Source organism: Streptomyces sp. NPDC005805 (genome assembly GCF_040630445.1).
Classification (GTDB): domain Bacteria; phylum Actinomycetota; class Actinomycetes; order Streptomycetales; family Streptomycetaceae; genus Streptomyces.
Genome location: NZ_JBEXXN010000047.1, coordinates 1 through 19,140, shown reverse-complemented (window position 1 = coordinate 19,140; position 19,140 = coordinate 1). Strand labels below are relative to the sequence as shown.

General features: G+C 74.4%; 17 protein-coding genes. 6 read left to right on the top strand and 11 right to left on the bottom strand.

From position 1 onward, the window contains the following. The 5 genes from ABZ457_RS22935 to ABZ457_RS22915 form a co-directional block, all read right to left on the bottom strand. A complete protein-coding gene (locus ABZ457_RS22935) occupies positions 1 to 813 on the bottom strand; it encodes a carbohydrate ABC transporter permease (protein WP_359160159.1) in 813 nt (270 codons plus the stop codon). Positions 814 to 918: 105 nt separating this feature from the next. Next, positions 919 to 1,914 (bottom strand): sugar ABC transporter permease, encoded by a 996-nt coding sequence (locus ABZ457_RS22930; protein WP_359160096.1) that lies wholly within the window; start codon positions 1,912 to 1,914, stop codon positions 919 to 921. Then, complete coding sequence (locus ABZ457_RS22925; protein WP_359160093.1) at positions 1,914 to 3,251, bottom strand: ABC transporter substrate-binding protein; 1,338 nt, start codon at positions 3,249 to 3,251, stop codon at positions 1,914 to 1,916. The genes ABZ457_RS22930 and ABZ457_RS22925 overlap by 1 nt, the downstream gene beginning before the upstream one ends. A gap of 86 nt (positions 3,252 to 3,337) precedes the next feature. Beyond that, the gene (locus ABZ457_RS22920) at positions 3,338 to 4,540 is read right to left on the bottom strand and encodes an ROK family transcriptional regulator (protein WP_359160090.1); all 1,203 of its coding nucleotides are present in this window, start codon (positions 4,538 to 4,540) and stop codon (positions 3,338 to 3,340) included. Between the two features lie 196 nt (positions 4,541 to 4,736). Next, positions 4,737 to 5,807, bottom strand: a complete 1,071-nt coding sequence (locus ABZ457_RS22915; protein WP_359160087.1) for a mechanosensitive ion channel family protein — start codon at positions 5,805 to 5,807, stop codon at positions 4,737 to 4,739. Between the two features lie 252 nt (positions 5,808 to 6,059). Here ABZ457_RS22915 and ABZ457_RS22910 point away from each other — a divergent pair, with 252 nt between their 5' ends. After that, positions 6,060 to 6,596 carry an HNH endonuclease gene (locus ABZ457_RS22910; RefSeq protein WP_359160084.1) on the top strand — a complete coding sequence of 179 codons (537 nt, stop codon included), beginning with the start codon at positions 6,060 to 6,062 and terminating at the stop codon, positions 6,594 to 6,596. Positions 6,597 to 7,332: 736 nt separating this feature from the next. On the opposite strand, the gene ABZ457_RS22905 is transcribed toward ABZ457_RS22910, so the two are convergent. Further along, positions 7,333 to 10,338 (bottom strand): beta-N-acetylglucosaminidase domain-containing protein, encoded by a 3,006-nt coding sequence (locus ABZ457_RS22905; RefSeq protein ID WP_359160081.1) that lies wholly within the window; start codon positions 10,336 to 10,338, stop codon positions 7,333 to 7,335. A 300-nt stretch (positions 10,339 to 10,638) separates the two neighbouring features. Here ABZ457_RS22905 and ABZ457_RS22900 point away from each other — a divergent pair, with 300 nt between their 5' ends. The 5 genes from ABZ457_RS22900 (at position 10,639) to ABZ457_RS22880 (ending at position 14,660) form a co-directional block, all read left to right on the top strand. Next, entirely contained in the window at positions 10,639 to 10,908 is a 270-nt protein-coding gene (locus ABZ457_RS22900) for a hypothetical protein (RefSeq protein WP_018846595.1), read from the top strand. 234 nt (positions 10,909 to 11,142) lie between these two features. Beyond that, entirely contained in the window at positions 11,143 to 13,443 is a 2,301-nt protein-coding gene (gene malQ, locus ABZ457_RS22895) for a 4-alpha-glucanotransferase (RefSeq protein ID WP_359160078.1), read from the top strand. Between the two features lie 23 nt (positions 13,444 to 13,466). After that, positions 13,467 to 13,697 (top strand): hypothetical protein, encoded by a 231-nt coding sequence (locus ABZ457_RS22890; protein ID WP_359160075.1) that lies wholly within the window; start codon positions 13,467 to 13,469, stop codon positions 13,695 to 13,697. Positions 13,698 to 13,939: 242 nt separating this feature from the next. After that, entirely contained in the window at positions 13,940 to 14,353 is a 414-nt protein-coding gene (locus tag ABZ457_RS22885; protein WP_359160072.1) for a hypothetical protein, read from the top strand. Positions 14,354 to 14,390: 37 nt separating this feature from the next. Continuing rightward, positions 14,391 to 14,660 carry a transcriptional regulator gene (locus ABZ457_RS22880; protein ID WP_359160156.1) on the top strand — a complete coding sequence of 90 codons (270 nt, stop codon included), beginning with the start codon at positions 14,391 to 14,393 and terminating at the stop codon, positions 14,658 to 14,660. A gap of 23 nt (positions 14,661 to 14,683) precedes the next feature. Here ABZ457_RS22880 and ABZ457_RS22875 read toward each other — a convergent pair whose 3' ends face one another. The 5 genes from ABZ457_RS22875 to ABZ457_RS22855 all read right to left on the bottom strand — a co-directional run bounded on the left by ABZ457_RS22875 (position 14,684) and on the right by ABZ457_RS22855 (position 18,912). Then, positions 14,684 to 15,784, bottom strand: coding sequence for a selina-4(15),7(11)-diene synthase (locus tag ABZ457_RS22875; RefSeq protein ID WP_359160153.1), 1,101 nt, complete (start codon positions 15,782 to 15,784; stop codon positions 14,684 to 14,686). A gap of 255 nt (positions 15,785 to 16,039) precedes the next feature. Then, a complete protein-coding gene (locus tag ABZ457_RS22870; protein ID WP_359160069.1) occupies positions 16,040 to 16,660 on the bottom strand; it encodes an ATP/GTP-binding protein in 621 nt (206 codons plus the stop codon). After that, the gene (locus ABZ457_RS22865; RefSeq protein WP_359160066.1) at positions 16,641 to 17,000 is read right to left on the bottom strand and encodes a DUF742 domain-containing protein; all 360 of its coding nucleotides are present in this window, start codon (positions 16,998 to 17,000) and stop codon (positions 16,641 to 16,643) included. Before ABZ457_RS22865 ends, ABZ457_RS22870 begins: the two co-directional genes overlap by 20 nt. After that, positions 16,997 to 17,413: a roadblock/LC7 domain-containing protein gene (locus tag ABZ457_RS22860; protein WP_359160063.1), complete on the bottom strand. Its 417-nt coding sequence runs from the start codon at positions 17,411 to 17,413 to the stop codon at positions 16,997 to 16,999. The genes ABZ457_RS22865 and ABZ457_RS22860 overlap by 4 nt, the downstream gene beginning before the upstream one ends. Further along, positions 17,410 to 18,912: an ATP-binding protein gene (locus tag ABZ457_RS22855; RefSeq protein ID WP_359160060.1), complete on the bottom strand. Its 1,503-nt coding sequence runs from the start codon at positions 18,910 to 18,912 to the stop codon at positions 17,410 to 17,412. The genes ABZ457_RS22860 and ABZ457_RS22855 overlap by 4 nt, the downstream gene beginning before the upstream one ends. Positions 18,913 to 19,140 lie beyond the last annotated feature (228 nt).

Genomic DNA, 19,140 nt, shown 5'->3' with positions numbered 1-19,140 from the left:
TCAGCCCTTCACTCCGGTCAGTGTGACGCCCTCGATGAAGGCCTTTTGCGCGAAGAAGAAGACCACGATCACCGGCGCCATGATCAGAACGGTGGCGGCCATGGTCAGGTTCCAGTCGGTCTGGTGGGCGCCCTTGAAGGACTCCAGGCCGTAGCTCAGGGTCCAGGCGGCCGGGTTCTCGGAGGCGTAGATCTGCGGTCCGAAGTAGTCGTTCCAGCAGTAGAAGAAGTGGAACAGGGCGACGGCGGCGATGGCCGGCCGCGCCATCGGCAGCACGATCGTCACCATGGTGCGGAACTCGCCGCAGCCGTCGATGCGCGCCGCCTCCGTGTACTCCTTCGGGATGGTCAGCAGGAACTGCCGCAGCAGGAAGATGGTGAACGCGTTGCCGAAGGCGAACGGGACGATCAGCGGCCACAAGGTCCCGGCCAGGTCGAGCTGCCTGGCCCAGAACAGGTACATCGGGACCACGACCACCTGCGGCGGCAGCATCATCATCGCGACGACCAGCATCGTCGCCAGGCCCCGGCCCCGGAAGCGGAACTTCGCCAGGGCGTAGGCGACGGGGATGCTGGAGCCGACCGCGAGGACGGTGCCGAGGCCCGCGTAGAGCAGGGTGTTGCGCCACCAGGTCAGGAAGCCGGGGGTCTCCCAGACCGCCGCGAAGTTGCCCCATTCCCAGGTGTGCGGCCACAACTCCCGGGTCAGGGCCTGCTCGTCGCTCATCACGGCGGTGAGGAAGACGAAGACGAAGGGCAGCAGGAAGAAGAGCGCGGCGGCGACGGCGAGGGAGTGGACCGCGATCCACTCCAGGACCGCCCGGCGCCGGGCCGCCGGCCGGCCGCCGGGAGCGGGGCGGGTGGCGCCACGGCCCGGCCGGGGCCGGACGGGCGCGGGTGTCACGGTGCTGGTCACGGGTCAGTCCTCCGCCAGGTGGAAGCCGCCGCGCCGCCGCATCAGCAGCGCCGTGAACGCCATCGCCAGGGCGAACAGCACCAGGGCGACGACACAGGCCGCCCCGGTGTCGAAGCGCTGGAAACCCAGGTTGTAGACGGTCTGCGGCACGGTGAGGGTGGAGCGGTCCGGGTAGCCGGGCTCGAACTGCTGCCCGGAGCCGCCGATGACGCCGCTGGCGACCTTCGCCGCCACGATCGGCTCCGTGTAGTACTGCATGGTCGCGATCACACCCGTGACCACGGCGAACAGCACCACGGGCGAGATGTTCGGCAGGGTGATGTGCCGGAACCGCTGCCAGGGCCCGACGCCGTCGAGTTCGGCCGCCTCGTACTGGTCCTTCGGCACGTCCAGGAGCGAGGCCATGAAGATCACCATCAGGTCGCCGATGCCCCACAGCGCCAGCAGGGTCAGGGACGGCTTGGCCCAGGCCGGGTCGGTGAACCAGCCGGGCGCCGGCAGACCGGCCCGTTCCAGGATCGTGTTCACCGGCCCGGTACCGGGGTTGAGCAGGAAGACGAAGGACATGGTCGCGGCGACCGGCGGGGCGAGACAGGGCAGATAGAACAGGGTCCGGAAGAGCCCGGCGCCCGATTTGATCCGCGTCACCAGCAGCCCGACGCCCAGCCCGAACAGCACCCGCAGGGACACCATCACGGCGACCAGCCACAGGGTGTTGCGCAGCGCGGGCCAGAAGAAGGGGTAGTCGGTGAGGACGTACTCCCAGTTCTTCAGCCCCACCCAGGCCGGCGGCGCGAAACCGTCGTACTTCATGAAGGAGAAGTAGACGGTCGACAGCAGCGGGTACGCGAAGAAGACGGCGAACCCGATCAGCCAGGGCGACAGGAAGGCGAGGGTCCGCAGCGCCGACCGGCGGCGCCGGGCCCGCAGCCCCGGGGAGACCGGCCCCGGGGCGGTGGGGCCCTTGGCGGTCGGGCCGACGGCGGTGGCGGCGGCCATCAGCGCGCCTGCTCGTTGTCCTTGTCGACCTGCGCGTCGGCCCTGCGCAGCGCCGCGCCGAGGTCCTTCTCCCGCCCCGCCTCGTACCGCACCGCGAGGTCCTGGGCGGTCAGCAGGAACGCTCCGCCGTTGACGGAGGAGGGGGCGTGGGAGCTCCTGGGGTGCTGGGCGATGTCGACGAAGGTCCGGTACAGCGGGTCGTCGTTGAGCTTCGGGGAGGCCAGCGCCGCCCTGGTGGAGGGCACGTTGTGGATGGCGTTGGCGAAGGAGACCACCGCGTCGGTGTCGGTGGACAGGTACTTCACCAGCTCCCAGGCCGCGTTCTGCTTCTGGCTGACCCGGGCGATACCGAGGATGGTCCCCGAGAGGTAGCCCTTGCCGTAGTCGGCCGCCTGGTCGTCGGGGACGGGGAAGGGCGCCGAGCCGATCTCGAAGTCCAGCTTCGCGTCGGTGGCCATCTTGCCGCGCCACTCGCCGTCGAGCTGCATCGCCACCTGCCCGGTGTGGAACGGGTGCTTGGGGCCCCACTCGTCGCCCAGCGAGGTGCGGAACCGGTTCAGCCTCTGGTGCCCGCCCAGCTCGTCGACGAGGTTCTTCTGCCAGGTCAGCAGCTCGGTGACGGCCGGGTCGGAGGCGAGGGCGGACTTGCCGTCCGCGTCCAGGTAGCGCACCCCGAACTGGGAGGCGTAGTGCTCGAAGGTCGTCTCGTAGCCCTGGAAGCTCGGCATGAAGCCCAGCCGTTCGAAGCCGTCCCCCTTGGGCCTGGTGAGCTTCTTCACCGCCGCGTCGAACTCGGAGAGGGTCTTGGGCGGGGCGGTGATCCCGGCCTCGGCGAAGGCCGTCTTGTTGTAGTAGAGCCCGTACGCGTCGCCGAGCAGCGGCACCGCGCAGCGCCTGCCCTCGTGCTCGGTGTAGCGGGCCATCTGCGGCAGGAAGGTCTTCGCGGGGTCGATGCCCGCCTTGTCGAGGAAGGGCTTCAGATCGGCGAGGGCGCCGGTGGCGCAGAAGCGGCCCACATTGTCGGTGGTGAAGGAGGAGACGACGTCGGGGGCGTTGGAACCCCCGGCGCGCAGGGCCTGGTTGAGCTTGTCGTCGGTGATGCCCTTGACGACCTCGACCCGGATGTTCGGGTGCTTGTCCTCGAAGCTCCGGATGTTCGTCTCGATGGCGGCGACCTCGCCGGGGGAGGACCAGCCGTGCCAGAAGGTCAGGGTGGTCCGGGCCTTGGGGTCGTCGGCCGCGCCGCTGCCGGCCGGACCCGTACAGGCGGTGGCGAGGAGGGCTGTCGCGGCCGCCGCGACGAGGGCGGCGGCCGTCTTCCTGCGGTGCACGGGCATGGCGGTGTCTCCCGGTGACAGAAAGGGGGGATGGGGCGGGGCTTTCGGCGGGCGGAGCGGGGACTTACGCGGGCGGGGCGGGGAGTTCAGCGGGCGGTGTCGAAGACCTCGTCGCGGGTGGCGGCGAGCGCGGTCTCCAGGGCGCCGCGCAGCACCGGGCCGTGCCGCACCGACCCGGGGACCAGCTTCGGCCGGGGCGCGGCCAGCTCGGTGAGCTCGGCCCGCACCCGGGTGAGCAGCGGCTCCCCGCCGGCGGCGATCACCTCGCCGGCGAGGACGACGAGCTCCGGGTCGAGCACCGCGACCAGCGAGGCGAGACCGGTCGCGAGGCCGGTGGCATAGGCGTCGAGCAGGGCGCCCGGGGCGCCGGTGTCCGCCTCGGCGGCGCGGGCGAGCAGGGCGGCGGCCACCTCGGCGTGCGGGCCGCCGCCCACGTCCCCGATGCCGAGGTCCCGGGCGATCCGGGGGAGGACCTGGGCGCCGGCCAGTTCCTGGAAGCCGCCGCTGTTGGCCTTGGCGACCTGCCGGACCAGGGGCGCGCCGGGCACCGGCAGGAAGCCGACCTCGCCCGCGCCGCCGGTGAAGCCCCGGTGCAGCCGGCCGCCGATGACGACGGCGGCGCCGAGGCCCTCCTCGTTCCACAGCAGCACGAAGTTCTCGTGGCCGCGGGCGGCCCCGAGGCGCTGCTCGGCGACGGCGACCAGGTTGACGTCGTTCTCGTACTCGACGGGCATCGGCAGGGCCGCGGCCAGCTCGTCGAGCAGGGTGGGGGAGTGCCAGCCGGGCAGGTGGGAGGCGTAGCGCAGCCGTCCGGTGGACGGGTCGAAGGCGCCCGGGGTGCCGACCACCAGGCGGTGGACGTCGGCGCGGGTGACGCCGGCCGCCTTGACGGCCCCGTCGAGGGCCTCGGTCACCTGGCGCACCACACTGTCCGCGCGCCGCCCGGGGGTGGCCAGCTCGAACTCCCCGGCGACCGCGCCGGTGACGTCGGCGACGGCGGCCCGGATGCGCAGCGGGGTCACGTCGAGCCCGGCGGCGTACGCGGCGCGGGGGTTGACCGCGTAGAGCTGGGCGCTGGGGCCGGGCCGTCCCTCGGTGGTGCCGGTGACGACGACGAGCCCCGCGGCCTCCAGCCGGGCGAGCAGCTGGGAGGCGGTGGGCTTGGACAGACCGGTGAGCTTGCCGATCCGGGTCCGGGACAGGGGGCCGTGCTCCAGCAGCAGATCGAGCGCGGCCCGGTCGTTCATGGCGCGCAGGACCCGGGGGGTCCCGGGGGTGGTACCGGCCATGGTGCTCTCCCTGTCCGAGTGCGCCGGGAGAGCCCGATGCACTGTTAGGAAACTTTCCTATTCGATGAGGGGGAAGGTACGGCGCACCGCCCGGCCCCGTCAATGGCAAACGCCCCCCGGACAACCGAAGGGTTGTCCGGGGGGCGTCCTGAGGTAGCCCTCGGGCTGCCGTGCTCCTGCCCTACTCCGCCTTGCCCTACTTCGACAGGGACGGCGGCGGTATCGGCGACGCCGCCATGGACTGCGGGGAGGTCTGCGAGGCGAACGCGGACGGCGCGGCCATCCCGGCCGTCGGGTCGGCCGGGGCCTCCTCGGTGGCCTGCTGCGGCAGCCCGCCGACGATCCGGATGCCCGCCGCGTCGAAGGCCCGCTTGATCCGCCAGCGCAGCTCCCGCTCCACCCCGAGGGCCTTGCCCGGCATGGTCTTGCCCGCGACGCGGAAGGTCATCGAGTCCATCAGCACCTCGGTCAGGCCCAGCACCTCGATCGGGCCCCACAACTGCTCGTTCCACGGCTCGGCCTTCGCCAGGTCGTCCGCGACCTCGGAGATCACGGACTTGACCTTGTCCAGGTCCTCGCCGGAGCCGACGGTGACGTCCACGGCGGCGGTCGCCCAGCCCTGGCTGAGGTTCCCGATCCGCTTGATCTCGCCGTTGCGGACGTACCAGATCTCCCCGTTGTCGCCGCGCAGCTTGGTCACCCGCAGCCCGACCTCGATGACCTCGCCGGACGCCACGCCCGCGTCGATCGAGTCACCGACCCCGTACTGGTCCTCCATGATCATGAACACGCCGGAGAGGAAGTCCGTGACCAGGTTGCGCGCGCCGAAACCGATCGCCACACCCGCGACACCGGCGGAGGCGAGCAGGGGCGCCAGATTGATGTTGAACGCGCCCAGGACCATCAGGCCCGCGGTCCCCAGGATCAGGAAGGACGCGATCGAGCGCAGCACCGAGCCGATGGCCTCCGAGCGCTGCCGGCGCCGCTCGGCGTTGACCAGCAGACCGCCCAGGGCGGTGCCCTCCACGGCCTGCGCGGACCGGTTCATCCGGTCTATGAGCTTGGTCAGCGCGCGGCGCACCAGCATCCGCAGGGTCAGGGCCACGGCGAGGATCAGCGCGATCCGCAGTCCCGTGTTCAGCCAGTCGGCCCAGTTCTGCTCCACCCACCCCGCGGCGTCCGTCGCTCTCTTGGCGGCTTCGTCGAGGGTGACGGGAGGGGTCGTGGGGTCGGCGTCCGCGCCGACGGCGGACCAGAACGCGGTCACGAGGGGAACCTCCAGGGCGTGTAAAGGCGAGCGTCGACAAGGCTAACGGCGACCGGAGGCCCTACCGGCGCGTTCGCGCCGCCAAGAGACAAGGCTCACGACACGGGAAGAAAAGGGGCGGAACCATCTGTGGTGGAAAACACCTCCGGCCCGTTACACGGACGTGGTGGCGTTCCGAGGCGCCATGAGGCGAAACTGAAGGGAGATCGTCCCGGCGCGAGCCACGCGCCGCCGGCGTACAAGGAGGCATCCGTGCCGCATGTCCTGGTCCTCAACGCGTCGTACGAGCCGCTCGGCGTCGTACCGCTCCGCCGCGCGCTCGTCCTCGTCCTCGAGAACAAGGCCCTCTGTCTGGAGGAGTCCGGCGCCTTCCTGCACAGTGCGACCCGTGTCGTCGCCGCGCCCAGTGTGGTCCGGCTCAAACGGTTCGTCCGGGTCCCCTACCGGGGGCCCGTTCCTCTTACCCGCAAAGCGCTCTTCGCCCGCGACGGCGGGCGCTGCATGTACTGCGGTGGCGTCGCAACCAGCGTCGACCATGTCGTTCCGCGCAGTCGCGGGGGGCAGCACGCCTGGGACAACGTGGTGGCGGCCTGCCGCCGCTGCAACCACGTCAAGGCGGACCGGCACCTGAGGGAACTCGGCTGGCACCTGCGCCACCAGCCCGCCCCGCCGAGCGGCCTCGCCTGGCGCATCATCGGCACGGGCCACCGCGACCCGCGCTGGCTCCCCTACCTCCAGCCCTACGGCGCGGACGACGCGATGGCCCGCATCGACGGCGTCTCCGCGTAGCGCGGCTCCCGCCGCGTCTTTCCGGGCCCGCGTGGCCCGGGCCGCACCTTCAGCCCCCGCCGCGGCGGGGGCGTTCGCCTTGGCGGGCGCGGGGCGCCCCTGCCCAGGGGGCGTTGGCCGGGACGGGCGTGTGATGGCGGGCCGCGCCCACCGGCGCCGGCGCCCGTGCGGGGGCGCTTGCCGTACCGGCGCGCCGCGCCCCCTGACGCGCCGCCGGCACCGGAGCCCCGCCCCCAGGGGTGCCTCTGCCCAGGCGGGGGCGTTCACATCGGCGGGCTGCGCCCGCCGGGGGCGCCCACCGTGTGCCCTGTCGCCGCACCGGTTCCGGCCGGCGGGCGCGGGCTGCCCCGCGCGGAGCCGGGACGCCGGATTGCCGCGCGCCGAGTGCGCATCCCCGCGTTCCGGACGCACCCGGTCGGCGCCGCATGGCCGGCGTGCCCCGGCCCGTCCCGGTCGCCCGACCCGCTCGGCTTCGCCGGGCCGGCCCCGCCGCTGCCAGGGCGGGGGCCGGTGGCTCCCACCCCGCGCGGCCCCGCGGGCCCGGCCCCGGCCCGGCCGGTCGCCCGGATGTCGGGGCCTGCGCCCGCCGATGGACGCGGGACGCCCCGCCGACGCGGGGCGTTCGCCGTGGCGGGTGGCGGGTGGCGGAGCCCGCGGCCGACCGCCCTGGCCCCCTGGCCAACGCGCCCCGGCGCACGCCCCCGCGGGGCCTGCGGGCCCGGTCAGTCCGGCCCGGTCAGTCCGGCCTTTCGGCCGGCTCCGCCGGCCTCTGCGGAGCGACCGCGTACGCCTCCGCCGAGAAGAGGGAGTAGCCGTACTCCGTCGCCCGCTCGTCGCCCTGGACGCGCAGGAAGCGGGTGTCCTTCGCGTCGATGCCCACCGCTTCGCGGCCGCCCCGGCCGTCCGTCACCGTGGCCGCCGTGCGCCAGACGCGTCCGTCCGCGGAGACCTGTATGCGGTACTTCGTCGCGTACGCGTCCTGCCAGTGCAGGACGACCCGGCCGAGGTGCTCGGGGCGGGGGAGTTCCACCTGCCACCACGCGCTCGGGCCGGCCGCCGAGGACCAGCGGGTGGTGGCGTCGCCGTCCACCGCCGCCGACGCCGGGAGGTCCGCGGTCTCCTCGCTCGACGCGGAGACCGACGCCCCCGGGGCCCGGGCCACGTCCGGCCCCGCCGTGCGCGGGGAGGCGCGGACCGTCAACGTGCCCTCCTGCCCGGCGAAGGAGAGCGGCACCTCGTACTCGCCGGCCGGGGTGCCCTCCGGGACCGTGACCTCCACCGGGACGGTGGTCCGCAGCCCGCGCGGCACCGTGGTGCGCTCCGGGACCTTGACCTCGATGCCCTTGGGCGGCTTCGCCGTGAGCGCCCCCTGCACCTCGCCCGGCCGCCGGGCGGTCAGCTCGACCCCGGTACGGCCCGGCGCGCCGCCGATCTCCGCCTCGGTCCGGGGCCGCTCCAGGGCCAGCCCGGCGGCGGGCTCGTCCGCGAACCAGGGGACCAGCGCGCGGACCGGCACCGTCTCGCCCTCGTCCGCCGAGACCCGAAGCCCGTCCACGCTCAGCCCGCCCGTGTCCGTCTGGGTCCAGCCGTCCGCCGACAGCGGGGCGAGCCGCCGCCAGCCCTCGCCCGGCACATGGCCCTCGACCCAGCCCCGGGACGCGGCGGCGGGCTCGGTCATCGCCGTGACCTCGGCCACCGGACGCGGCCGGGGCAGCCGCACCTCACCCGTGCCGGACCCCGCCCGGTCGGCACCCGTCCACGCCCGGGACTCCTTGGCCGCCCGCTCCAGGAACGCGTCCAGCACGCCCTTGCCCACCGTGGCCCGGCTGCCCGCGATCCGGTCCCGGACCGGCTCCAGCGCCAGCGAGGCCCGCCAGGCCGCCCGCCCGTCCCCGGCCGACTGGGACCGGAGCATGTCGACGGCCAGCTCGCCCGCCGTGCCGTGGCGCGCCAACTGGTCCAGCCAGGGGCGCGACTCGCGCGCCAGCGACCCGCCGTCGACCTCCCGCAGCCGCGCCGGCGCCTCCCGCATCGCGGTGAACGCCTTGCGCAGCTCGGCCGCCGACCGCTCCCGGGCACCGGCGTCCCCGGCGGCGCGGGCCGCCCAGAACGCGTCCAGCAGTGGCCGCAGATACGCGGACTCGGCGTCGGGGGAGAGGATCGACGACGCGCCGTTCCCGGCCAGCACAGCCAGCGCCTCGCGTGCCGCCCGGTCCCCGCCCGCCAGCTCGTCCAGGGCGGCCCGCCAGGACTCCCCGGGCCGGTACCCGCGAGGGTTCCACGCGTAGTCCGCGGCCGTGAACAGCGGTACGCGGGAGGCCGACGCCTGCTCCATCGCGTTGGCCAGCAGCACCGCCGAGCCGGTGGCCACCGCCGGGTCCCGGCCGGTCAGCGGGCCGAGGAAGAGCCGGTCCTGCGCGTAGTCGTTGATCGGGTAGTTGTCCATGGTGACCAGCGGGCGGTCGTCGAACGCCCGCCGCACACCGGCGAGTTCACCGCCGGTGATGGTGCGCGGCACCACCCCGACGCCCGTCCACGCCACCCGCACCCCGTCCGCCAGCGCGCCCGCGAGGGCGGTGCGGTACTCGGTGGCGCCGTCCTGGTAGTACTCGGTCGGCATCACCGACAGCGCCTCCGCGCCCGGGTGACGGTCCGCCAGATGGCGCGCGACGGTGTTGGCGACCCGTGCCTGCGCCTTCGCCGCCGCCTCCGGCCCGGAACCGAAGGTCTCCGCGTCCCGGTCGCAGTGCCACTCGGTGTAGCTGACGTCCTGGAACTGGAGCTGGAACGCCCGGAACCCGAGCGCCCACATCGCGTCGATCTTGCGGGTCAGCGCCCTGACGTCGCCGTCGTCGGACAGGCACATCGACTGCGCGGGCGCGACCGCCCACGCGAGGGTGACATGGTTGCTCCGGGCCCGCTCGGCCAGCGCCCGGAACTCGGCGCGCTGCGCGGCCGGGTACGGCTCGCGCCACATCGACTGGCGGTACAGGTCGTCGCCCGCCGCGTAGAGGTAGCGGTTCTGCTTGGTGCGGCCCAGGAAGTCCAGCTGGGCCAGGCGCTGTTCCCGTGTCCAGGGGCGGCCGTAGAAGCCCTCGGTGATCCCGCGCACGGCGGTGCCGGGCCAGTCGCGCACCACCACGCCCGGCACGGCGGCGCCCCCGTCTCCGTCACCGGCGACGAGCTGACGCAGGGTCTGGGCGCCGTGGAAGAGGCCGTCCTCACCGGCGCCGTCGAGGGCGATCGTGCCGCGGCCGTCCACCGCGCCCACCGCCAGGCGGTAGCCGCCCGCGGGCAGGTCGCCGCGCTCCGGGGCGCGCAGGGCGCGCAGCGCCGCGGCCGCCTGTGGGCCGCCGACGCGCACCAGCACACCGCGGCCGGGCAGCCCCTCGTGCACGGTGCGCACCCCGGACTGCCGCAGCAGCTCCCGCACCAGGGCGACCGTGTGCGGATCGGCGTCCGGGGCGGCGGCGAGGGTCGCCTCCGCACCCAGCCGCACGGGCGCGTGGGCGGTACGCAGGGACTGCGGGCGGGGCCAGACGGACGGCGCCGCGGACGCGTCCCGGCCGTCGGCGCGGACCAGAGGGGCGGTGGTGTGCGCCTCGGGGGCGGTGCGCGGCTCGGGCGGGGGCGTCGTGGGGGCCGACGGATCGGCCGTCGCGCTCGACGCGCCGGTCAGCAGGCCGCCGATGACCGCCGCCGCGACGGCCGCGGCCGTGCGCCTCGTTGCTGCGTGCCGCACGCCCCTCTCCCCTCTGCCGCGCCGTACCCGTGCCGGCGGGTCCCGCCCTTGCCGCACGGTCGGCTGCGAGCCCACCACCACGACCGCGAGGGTGTCAATGCGCGTGGTCGTTGTGCACCTTTATGCCGGATGTGGTGGATGATCGGGGCGGAGTCCGTCGTCAGGTGTCTGCCGACGGGACGGCGAACGCTCTGTGACCCGGGTCACGTTGGCCGATCGTGTACGTCTGCGGTCGCGCCGGCTGGGTAGGCCCCCCATGACCGTTCACGACCGTTCACGTCCCGCTTGGAGTGATTCACCGTGGCCGTATCCGCGAACCTGCTGCTCGACGCGCTGTCCAAACAGGTCCCGGCGCAGCAGACGCAGATCCCGACCCTCTGCCCGCTCGCGCCCGACGCCCCCCTCACCGCCGAGCCGCCGCTCGCCTATGACGCGCCGCTGACCAGCGAGCCGCCCCTGGCCCACACCACCCCCCTGACCAGCGAGCCGCCGCTCGCCGACCTCGCGCCCCTGACCAGCGAGCCCACCGCCCCGGCCACGGCGGGCGGCGGCGACAGCGCGGGATTCTGAGGCTTCTCGTATGGATCGTGACCGGGTGGACGGTGACCGCGCCCGCGCGCCCCGCGCCCACGTGACGCGCCCCGGCGTGAACGGGGCCCGCGTGGCCCGGGCCCGCGTGCGCCCCGCCCCCGTCACCCGTTCGGGCCGCCCCGCCGTCGACGGCCCGCTCCGCCGCGCGATAGCGGCACCGGAGTCCGCTCACCGACCCGGCCTGATCCGAACGAGAGACCACGAGGAGTCCGCATGGGCCTTGCCCGGCTCGCCGCGCTGCACGGCGTCGCCACCACGTTCTCGCCGTCCGCGGGAGTGACGCAGACGGTCCCGGACGACACCGTCGCCGCCGTCCTCGCCGCGCTCGGGGTCGACGCCGCCACACCCGAGGCGGTGGCGGCGTCCCTCGACCGTGCGGAGCGGACGGCCGCCGAGCGGCTGCTGCCGCCGACCGTCGTCCTCTGGCGGAACCCGCCCGGCCCCGACGCCCCGGCCGGAGCCGCGCCCCCCGGTCTCCCCGCCGCGCTCACCGCCCTGCCCGCCGGCACCGTCCTCCGGGTCACCACGGAGGACGGCGGGGCCCGCACCCTCCCGCCCCTGGCTCCCGCCACACCGCCCGCCCCCGCCGCGCCCCGCGCCGGACGGGTGCGCGGGGCCCTGCGGAAGCCCGCCCCCGCCGACGCGGACACCACGGACGGGACCGCGGCCGGGGCCGACGGCGCCTGGGCGGCCCTCCCGTACGGGGTGCACCGCGTCGAGGCCGTCACGCCCGACGGACGCCGGGGGGACGCGGTCCTGGTCGTCGCGCCGAGCCGGGCCCCCGCGCCCGGCCGCCGCTCGCACGGCTTCCTCGTCCAGCTCTACTCCCTCCTCTCCGCGCGCTCCTGGGGCATGGGCGACCTGGGGGACCTCGCCGAACTCGCCGCCTGGTCCGGACGTTCCCTCGGTGCGTCCTTCGTTCAGGTGAACCCGTTGCACGCGGGCGTCCCGGGCGCCCCCAGCGATCCGTCCCCGTACCGCCCCTCCTCCCGGCGCTTCCCCGACCCGGTGCATCTGCGGATCGAGGACGTCCCCGAGTACGGCCACGCCGACCCGAGGCAGCGCGAGCGGCTGGAGGAGCTGCGGGAGAAGGCCGCCGAGCTGCGCGAGTCCGTGCTGCGCAAGGGCGCGCTGATCGACCGGGACGCCGTCTGGGAGCTGAAGCGCGAGGCCCTGGAGATCCTGCACACCGTCCCGCTCGGGCCCGGCCGGCACGCCGCCTACTGCGACTTCCTCGCCGAGCAGGGCCGCGCCCTGGAGGACCACGCCCTGTGGTGCGCCCTCGCCGAGGTGCACGGCCCCGAGTGGGGCGCCTGGCCCGAGCCGCTGCGCGACCCCCGTTCCCCCGAGTCCGCGCGGGCCCGGGGCGAGCTGACCGAGCGGGTGGATTTCCACTGCCGGCTGGCCTGGCTGACGGACGCCCAGCTCGCCGCCGCCGACCGGGCCGCGCGCGAGGCCGGTATGGGCGTGGGCGTCGTCCACGACCTCGCCGTGGGCGTGCACCCGGGCGGGGCCGACGCCTGGGCGCAGCAGGACGTGTTCGCCGCGGGCATGTCCGTCGGCGCCCCGCCGGACGCCTTCAACGCGCACGGCCAGGACTGGGGCCTGCCGCCCTGGCGCCCCGACGCCCTCGCCGCGGCGGAGTTCGCGCCCTACCGGGGCCTGCTGCGGGGGGTGCTGCGCAACGCGGGCGCGCTCCGGATCGACCACGTCATGGGCCTGTTCCGGCTCTGGTGGGTGCCGCAGGGGCAGCCGCCGACCCACGGCACCTATGTCCGCTACGACGCCGAGGCCATGCTCGCGGTCCTGGTCCTGGAGGCGCACCGGGCCGGGGCCGTCGTCATAGGAGAGGACCTCGGCACGGTCGAACCGGGCGTCCGGGAGGCCCTGTCGGCGCGCGGTGTCCTCGGCACCTCGGTGCTCTGGTTCGAACGCGACTGGGCGGGCGACGGGCGGCCGCTGGCGCCGGAACGCTGGCGGGAGGGGTGCGTCGCGACCGCCACCACCCACGACCTGCCGTCCACCGCGGCCCGGCTCACCGGCGACCACGTGGAACTGCGCCACCGCCTCGGCCTGCTGGCCCGCACCCTGGAGGAGGAGCGCGCCGAGGACACGGCCGATGTGCGCGAGTGGCTGGACCTCCTGGAGCGGGACGGCCTGCTGCCGGAGGGCGCGGCGGACGAGGAGGGCGGCATCCGCGCCGTCTACCGGTACCTGCTGCGCACCCCGGCCCGGATGGTCGGCGTCTGGCTGCCGGACGCGGTCGGCGACCGGCGTCCGCAGAACCTGCCGGGCACCTGGGACCAGTACCCGAACTGGCGGCTGCCCGTCGCGGACGACGAGGGCCGCCCGGTGTCCCTGGAGGACCTGGCCGCCTCGCCCCGGCTGCACCGGCTCCTGGACGTCTTCACGGGCGACGCGGACCCGGCTCCCGGCGCTGGCCCGGACCCGGTTCCGGCCCCTGCCGCCGCCGGCCCCGGGGCCCCTACGGCACCCCCGGGCGCGCGGCCGTGACGGGCGTTCGCTACGTTGGCACCGTGGACAAGAAGAACGCCTTGCGCGCCGGCGCCCTCGCGGCCGGTACGACGCTGATGATGCTGCTCATGTCGTCCCCCGCGCTCGCGCTCACCCGCGACGACGGCGACGACCCGGGTACCGGCCTGAGCGTGGCCGAGACGCTGGGCCTGTTCGTGATCGCGCCGATCGTGCTGTTCGTGGTGATCACCGGACTGGTGATGGTGCTCGACAAGTCCAGGAAGACGAGCTGACCCCCGGGCTCTGACCCCTGCCTTCGGGGCGCCCCGGGTGCGTGCACACGCACCCGGGGCGCCCCTTTGGCGTGCGCGGGCCCGGTGCGACCGTTCAGCCTTCCTCCGCACAGCCGCCGCCACTGGCCGGCGCCCGGCCGCACACCGACCCGGTTGCCGTCTCGCCATCTGGTTTCACTTTCCGCAACCATGAACGTAATCTGAAAGTGCAAGATCGCGGAGCACCGGAGAAGGGGGCGTTCATGGGGCAGGAAGCAGACCGTGCGGAGCAGTTGAGGGCCATCGAGGAGGCGCCGGTCCTGGCCCGCCCGGCCGGGATCCGGGAGCGGCTCATCGGTCCGCTCTCGGCGGCGGCGCTCTTCGCGGTCGCCGTGACCGCCGCGGCGAACCGGATTCCGCTCCTCGTCGGGTGCCTCGCCCTGGCCGTGCTCTTCGGGATCGTGCTGGGCTGGCGCTGGTTCCACCTCGGGGCGCCGGGGCGCAGGCCGCACACCAAGGTCGAGGAGAGCGTCTCGCTGCTGGCGGTCGTGACTTCGGCCTTCCCCGGCGCGAAGCTCCTCTGGGACAACCCCGCGCCCCTGCCCGACGCGCTCGCCGCGGCCACCGTCCCCGCCGCCGCCCTGCTGGCGTACCTCGTCCTGCGTTGGCGGCGTTGACATGCCCGAGCAGCCGAGAGCCAGACTCTCGACCGTGATGCACTCGCCCAACCGCCTCGCGATCCTGGGAGCCCTGCGCCACGTCCAGCAGGCCGACTTCGCCGACCTCCAGGGGGCCCTGGGCCTGTCGACCCCCGAACTGTCACGGCAGCTGGGCATCCTGGAGAAGGACGACCTGATCGAGATCGCCAAGTTCCGCGAACGCCGCCACGCGGTCACCCGCGTCCGCCTCTCCCCGGCCGGCCGGGAACGCTTCGAGGAGTACCTGACGGAACTGCGGTGCATCGTCCGGGCCGAGATTCCATAGACGCGCGAGCGGCCGCCGCCCCCTCAGGCCGCGCGCCCCGCGCCGCAGTCGGCGCGGTGGGATTCCGGGCGGGGGGTCGGGACGAGGTTCCACCACCAGTCGACGGCGGGGATGCCGAGGGGGTGGTGGCGGGCGTCGGTCGGGGTGGTGGTGAAGGACGGGGGGAGGTCGGCGGGGTCGTCCGGGGTGGTGTAGCGGACGGAGGTGATGCCCCAGTCCTGGGCGCCGCGGATGAAGCTGGAGAGGCCGGCGACGTACTGGCGGAGCTGGGGGCTGCCCTGGCGGGAGAGGCGGTCGGCGAGGCGGGTGTAGAGGCACATCACGCGGTCGCGCTGGGCGATGGCGGTGCGCAGGGCCTGTTGCGGGGAGCAGCCCTCGTGCTCCTCCAGGACGCGCAGGGCGTTGAGCCAGTAGCCGGAGCCCCGGCGTTCCTTGTGGTGGGAGAAGATGTCGTTGTCCCAGGTGATGACGAAGGACGCCATCTCGGCGGCGGCCCGCACCGGGGTGCTGTCGCGTTCGTGGGGCTGGAGTTCGTAGCCGTGGCCCATCTCCAGCATCGGCAGGACCACGGAGGTGGCGCCGTCGTAGAGGCGCATCAGGGTGTAGTCGTTGAGGGTGGGCACGGTGCCCGCGCGGCGGTGGGCCGCCTCCCAGACGACGGAGAAGAAGTATTCGCGCAGGGCGTCCACCCAGCGGGCCGTCTGGCCGGGGGTGCCGTAGCGGTCGACGCGCAGGCGCAGGTCGCGCAGCCCGGCCGCGAGGGGGTCGTCGAGGAGCATCGGGGCCTCGGGATTCTGCGCGACGCGGATCAGCCGGTGCAGCAGGCCGGCCAACTCGCCCGGCCGGTGGCCCAGTTCGCCCTCCTCGCAGTGGCCGTCGTCGACCCCGAAGAGCCACAGGACGAAGTCCGCGAGGAGGGAGACGACCTCCTCGCGGCCCTCGGGGAGGATCCGCGCCGAGAAGGTGCCGATGTCCTGCGTCACCAGCTTGGCCCGCAGGCTCTCCGAGCCGATCCGGAAGGTCTCCGCCCAGGCCGCGGTCTGGACGTCTATGTCCGCGTGGCGGGGGTGGATGGCCGGGGGTATGGGGGTGAAGATCGGTGGAACGGTCAGCTCGGGCTCCACGGCGGCGGCCTTCCTCTCGATGCGGGTGCGACGCGTCAACACCGTTGTCACAAGCGCAACTTGCACCTCAGAGTGATCAACTATTGCGCATCGTACTCAGCCACCGTGGCCGATCCAACGGGACGATTCCCCGGCGAATCGGGCGGCACCGGACAGGTGGTGTCCGGAAACGGCCGCGCCGTGCGGTGAGAGGGAGGGGAAGAGCGTGCGGTGAGAGGGAGGGAAGGGCGGGTGCCGGGGGCGGCACCCGCCGTGTCAGACCGCCTGCTGCGCCGTCGCCAGCGACTGCAGATACCGCATCAGCGCCATCAGCACGTCCCGGCTCGACGTCCGCGACCGCGCGTCGCACAGCACGATCGGCACCGAGTCCGGCAGGTCCAGCGCACCCCGCAGCTCCTCCACGGGGTAACCCGGCGCGTCCGGGAAGGAGTTGACGGCCACCACGAACGGCACCCCGCGCTCCTCCAGCCGCCCGATGACGTCGAAGCTGACCTCCAGCCGGCGGGTGTCGACCAGCACCACCGCGCCGAGGGCCCCCTCGAAGAGCCCGCGCCACAGGAACCAGAAGCGTTCCTGCCCCGGGGTGCCGAAGAGGTACAGCACCAGCTCCTCGTTGATGCTGATGCGGCCGAAGTCCATCGCGACCGTCGTCGAGGTCTTGCGCTCGACCCCGGCGATGTCGTCCACACCGACGCCCGCCTGGGTCATCGTCTCCTCGGTCGTCAGCGGGCGGATCTCGCTGACCGAGCCGACCAGGGTCGTCTTTCCGACGCCGAAGCCGCCCACGATGACCACCTTGACGGCGGCCGTGGCGGTCGTCGGCAGCACGTCCTCGCTCCGCGGCCCGAGAGGCTGCTCAGAGCTTTTGAAGTCCATCGATCACTGCCTCAATCAAAGCGCGGTCGGGGAGGGAGGCCGCCCGGACGGGTGCGCGGGCGAGCACCCTGTCCTCGGCCAGAAGGTCGCTGAGCAGCACGGTGACCACACTCACCGGCAGACTCAGATACGCGGAGATCTCGGCCACCGACAACGGCGCCTGGCAGATCCTGATGATCGCCGCGTGCTCCGGCTGCATGCCGGGCTTCGGCCCCGACCTGGCCACGATCAGCGTGACCAGGTCTAATGAGGCCGGTACGGAGGAGCCGCTGCGGCCGCCCGTGATCACGTACAGCCGCTCGGGACTGGTCTCCTCCCAGTCCGCGCCCGCGTCGCTCACGCGGTCTGCCCGTCGTGCCGGGGCGGCGTGCTCAGGTGCTCTCCGATCCGCAGTACGAGGTCGCGCATGCGCTGGCCCATCAGTCCGGCGTCGACGCCCTCGTCCGCCAGCACGGCGAGGTAGGCGCCGGCCCCGGCGGCCATCAGATAGAAGAAGCCGCCGTCCATCTCGATCACGACGAGCCTCATCCGGCCCTCGCCGCTGGGGAGTTCGGCGGCCACCGCGCCCGCGAGGCTCTGCAGGCCGGCGCAGGCGGCGGCCAGCCGGTCGGCGGTGTCGTCGTCCGCCCCGTACTGGGCCATGCGCAGGCCGTCGGCGGACAGGACGACGACGTTCCGGGTCTGGGGGACGCCCTCCGCCAGGTCCTTGAGCATCCAGTCCATGTTGCTGTGATGGGACTGCCGCTGAATCATGGCTGCTCGTTTCCGTTGCTCGTCTGGTTCGTCTGGGGGGTCTCACCGGACAGGCCGCTCTGGAACGCGGACAGCCACAGACCCGGCTGTACCGCCGGCTCCGGGTCCGGTGCGGTCGGGGGAGGTGCGGCGCCGTCGGCGGCGAGCGCGGGCGCGGTCGCCCGCGTCTTGCGGCGGCGCTGGGGCAGCCCGCCCGCGGTCCGCTCGGTCACCAGGGGGACCTCCTCCTCCGTGGGAAGCGGCGCGGTGGGCCCGGTGACGGGACGGGGCCGGGCCTCCGGAGCGGCGTACGCGGCGGGGGCGGCGACCGCCGCGGGGGCGGCCGGCACGGCGGAGGCGGACGCGCGGGGACCGGAGACGGTGCCGATACCGTGCGCGAGGCCGGTGGCCGACGCGGTGGTGGTGATCAGGTCCTGCGGCACCACGAGGACGGCGCGCACACCGCCGTACGCCGAGGACCGCAGCGAGACCTGGAAGCCGTACGCCTGCGCCAGCCGGCCGACCACCGCGAGGCCCAGCCGGGGGGTCTCGCCGAGGTCGTTGACGTCGATGCCCTGCTGCGCCTGGCGCAGCATGCGCTCGGCCCGGCCCCGGGCCTCCTCGCTCATGCTGACGCCGCCGTCCTCGATCTCGACGGCGATGCCCGACTGCACGTCCACCGCGGTCAGATGGACCCTGGTCTGCGGCGGCGAGTAGCGGGTGGCGTTGTCCAGCAGCTCGGACAGCGCGTGGATCAGCGGCTCGACGGCCGTGCCGACGACGGCGACCTCGGAGACCGTGTGCAGCTCGACGCGCTGGTAGTCGATGATCCGGGACATCGCGCCGCGCATCACGCTGTACAGCGGGACGGCCTTGCTCCACTGGCGTCCGGGGCGCGCCCCGCCGAGCACGGCGATGGAGTCGGCGAGCCGGCCGATCAGTGCGGTGCCGTGGTCGATGCGGAGCAGATCGCCGAAGACCTCGGGGGTCCGGCCGTGCCGGTCCTCCATCTCCCGCAGCTCTTGGGCCTGCTGGTGGACGATGGCCTGCACGCGGCGGGCGATGTTCACGAAGGCGCGCTGCGCGGACTCGCGCAGGTCCTCCTCGGCGCTCACCGCGTCGACCACCGAGCGGAGGACCGCCTGGTGCTCGGGGGAGGTGTCGAGACCGGCGAGGACGTCCTCGGTGAAGGCTCCCCTGCGCAGGTCCGCCACCACCCGGGGCAGCAGTTCACCGGCGAGGCGGCTGGTCTCGGCGGTGCGGCGGGCGAGTTCCGCCTCCTGCGCGGCGGATCTGGCGTGCAGCTCGGCGATCCTGCGGCCCCGCCGCGCGGTCTCGGCGCAGGCGGCGGCGACCGCGACGACGGCCACCGCGCAGACGATCGCCACCGGCGTCCGGGCCGCGTCGGACACGAGCAGGGCGGCCGCGACCGCGCCCGCGACCGTCACGGCGACGGGCAGCTGCCACACGAGGCCGGATCCCGGCCCGGTGGCCCGGGCCGCCGTTCCCTGTCGAACCATCAGCATCCTCAGACTCAGAATCGAACGGGAAAGATCATATGAAACGACGGGCGGGAGCATATCCCGCTCCGCGCAAGGGTGTTGACCACGGGGCGCTGAACTGGCGCGTTGCGCCGGGCGGAAACGCAAGGAGGCGGGGGGGGGGGGGGGGGGGCGCGCCCGGCCCCCCCCCCCCCCGCCCGCCCCCCCCCCCCCCCCCCCCCGGCCGCCCCCCCCCCCCCCCCCCCC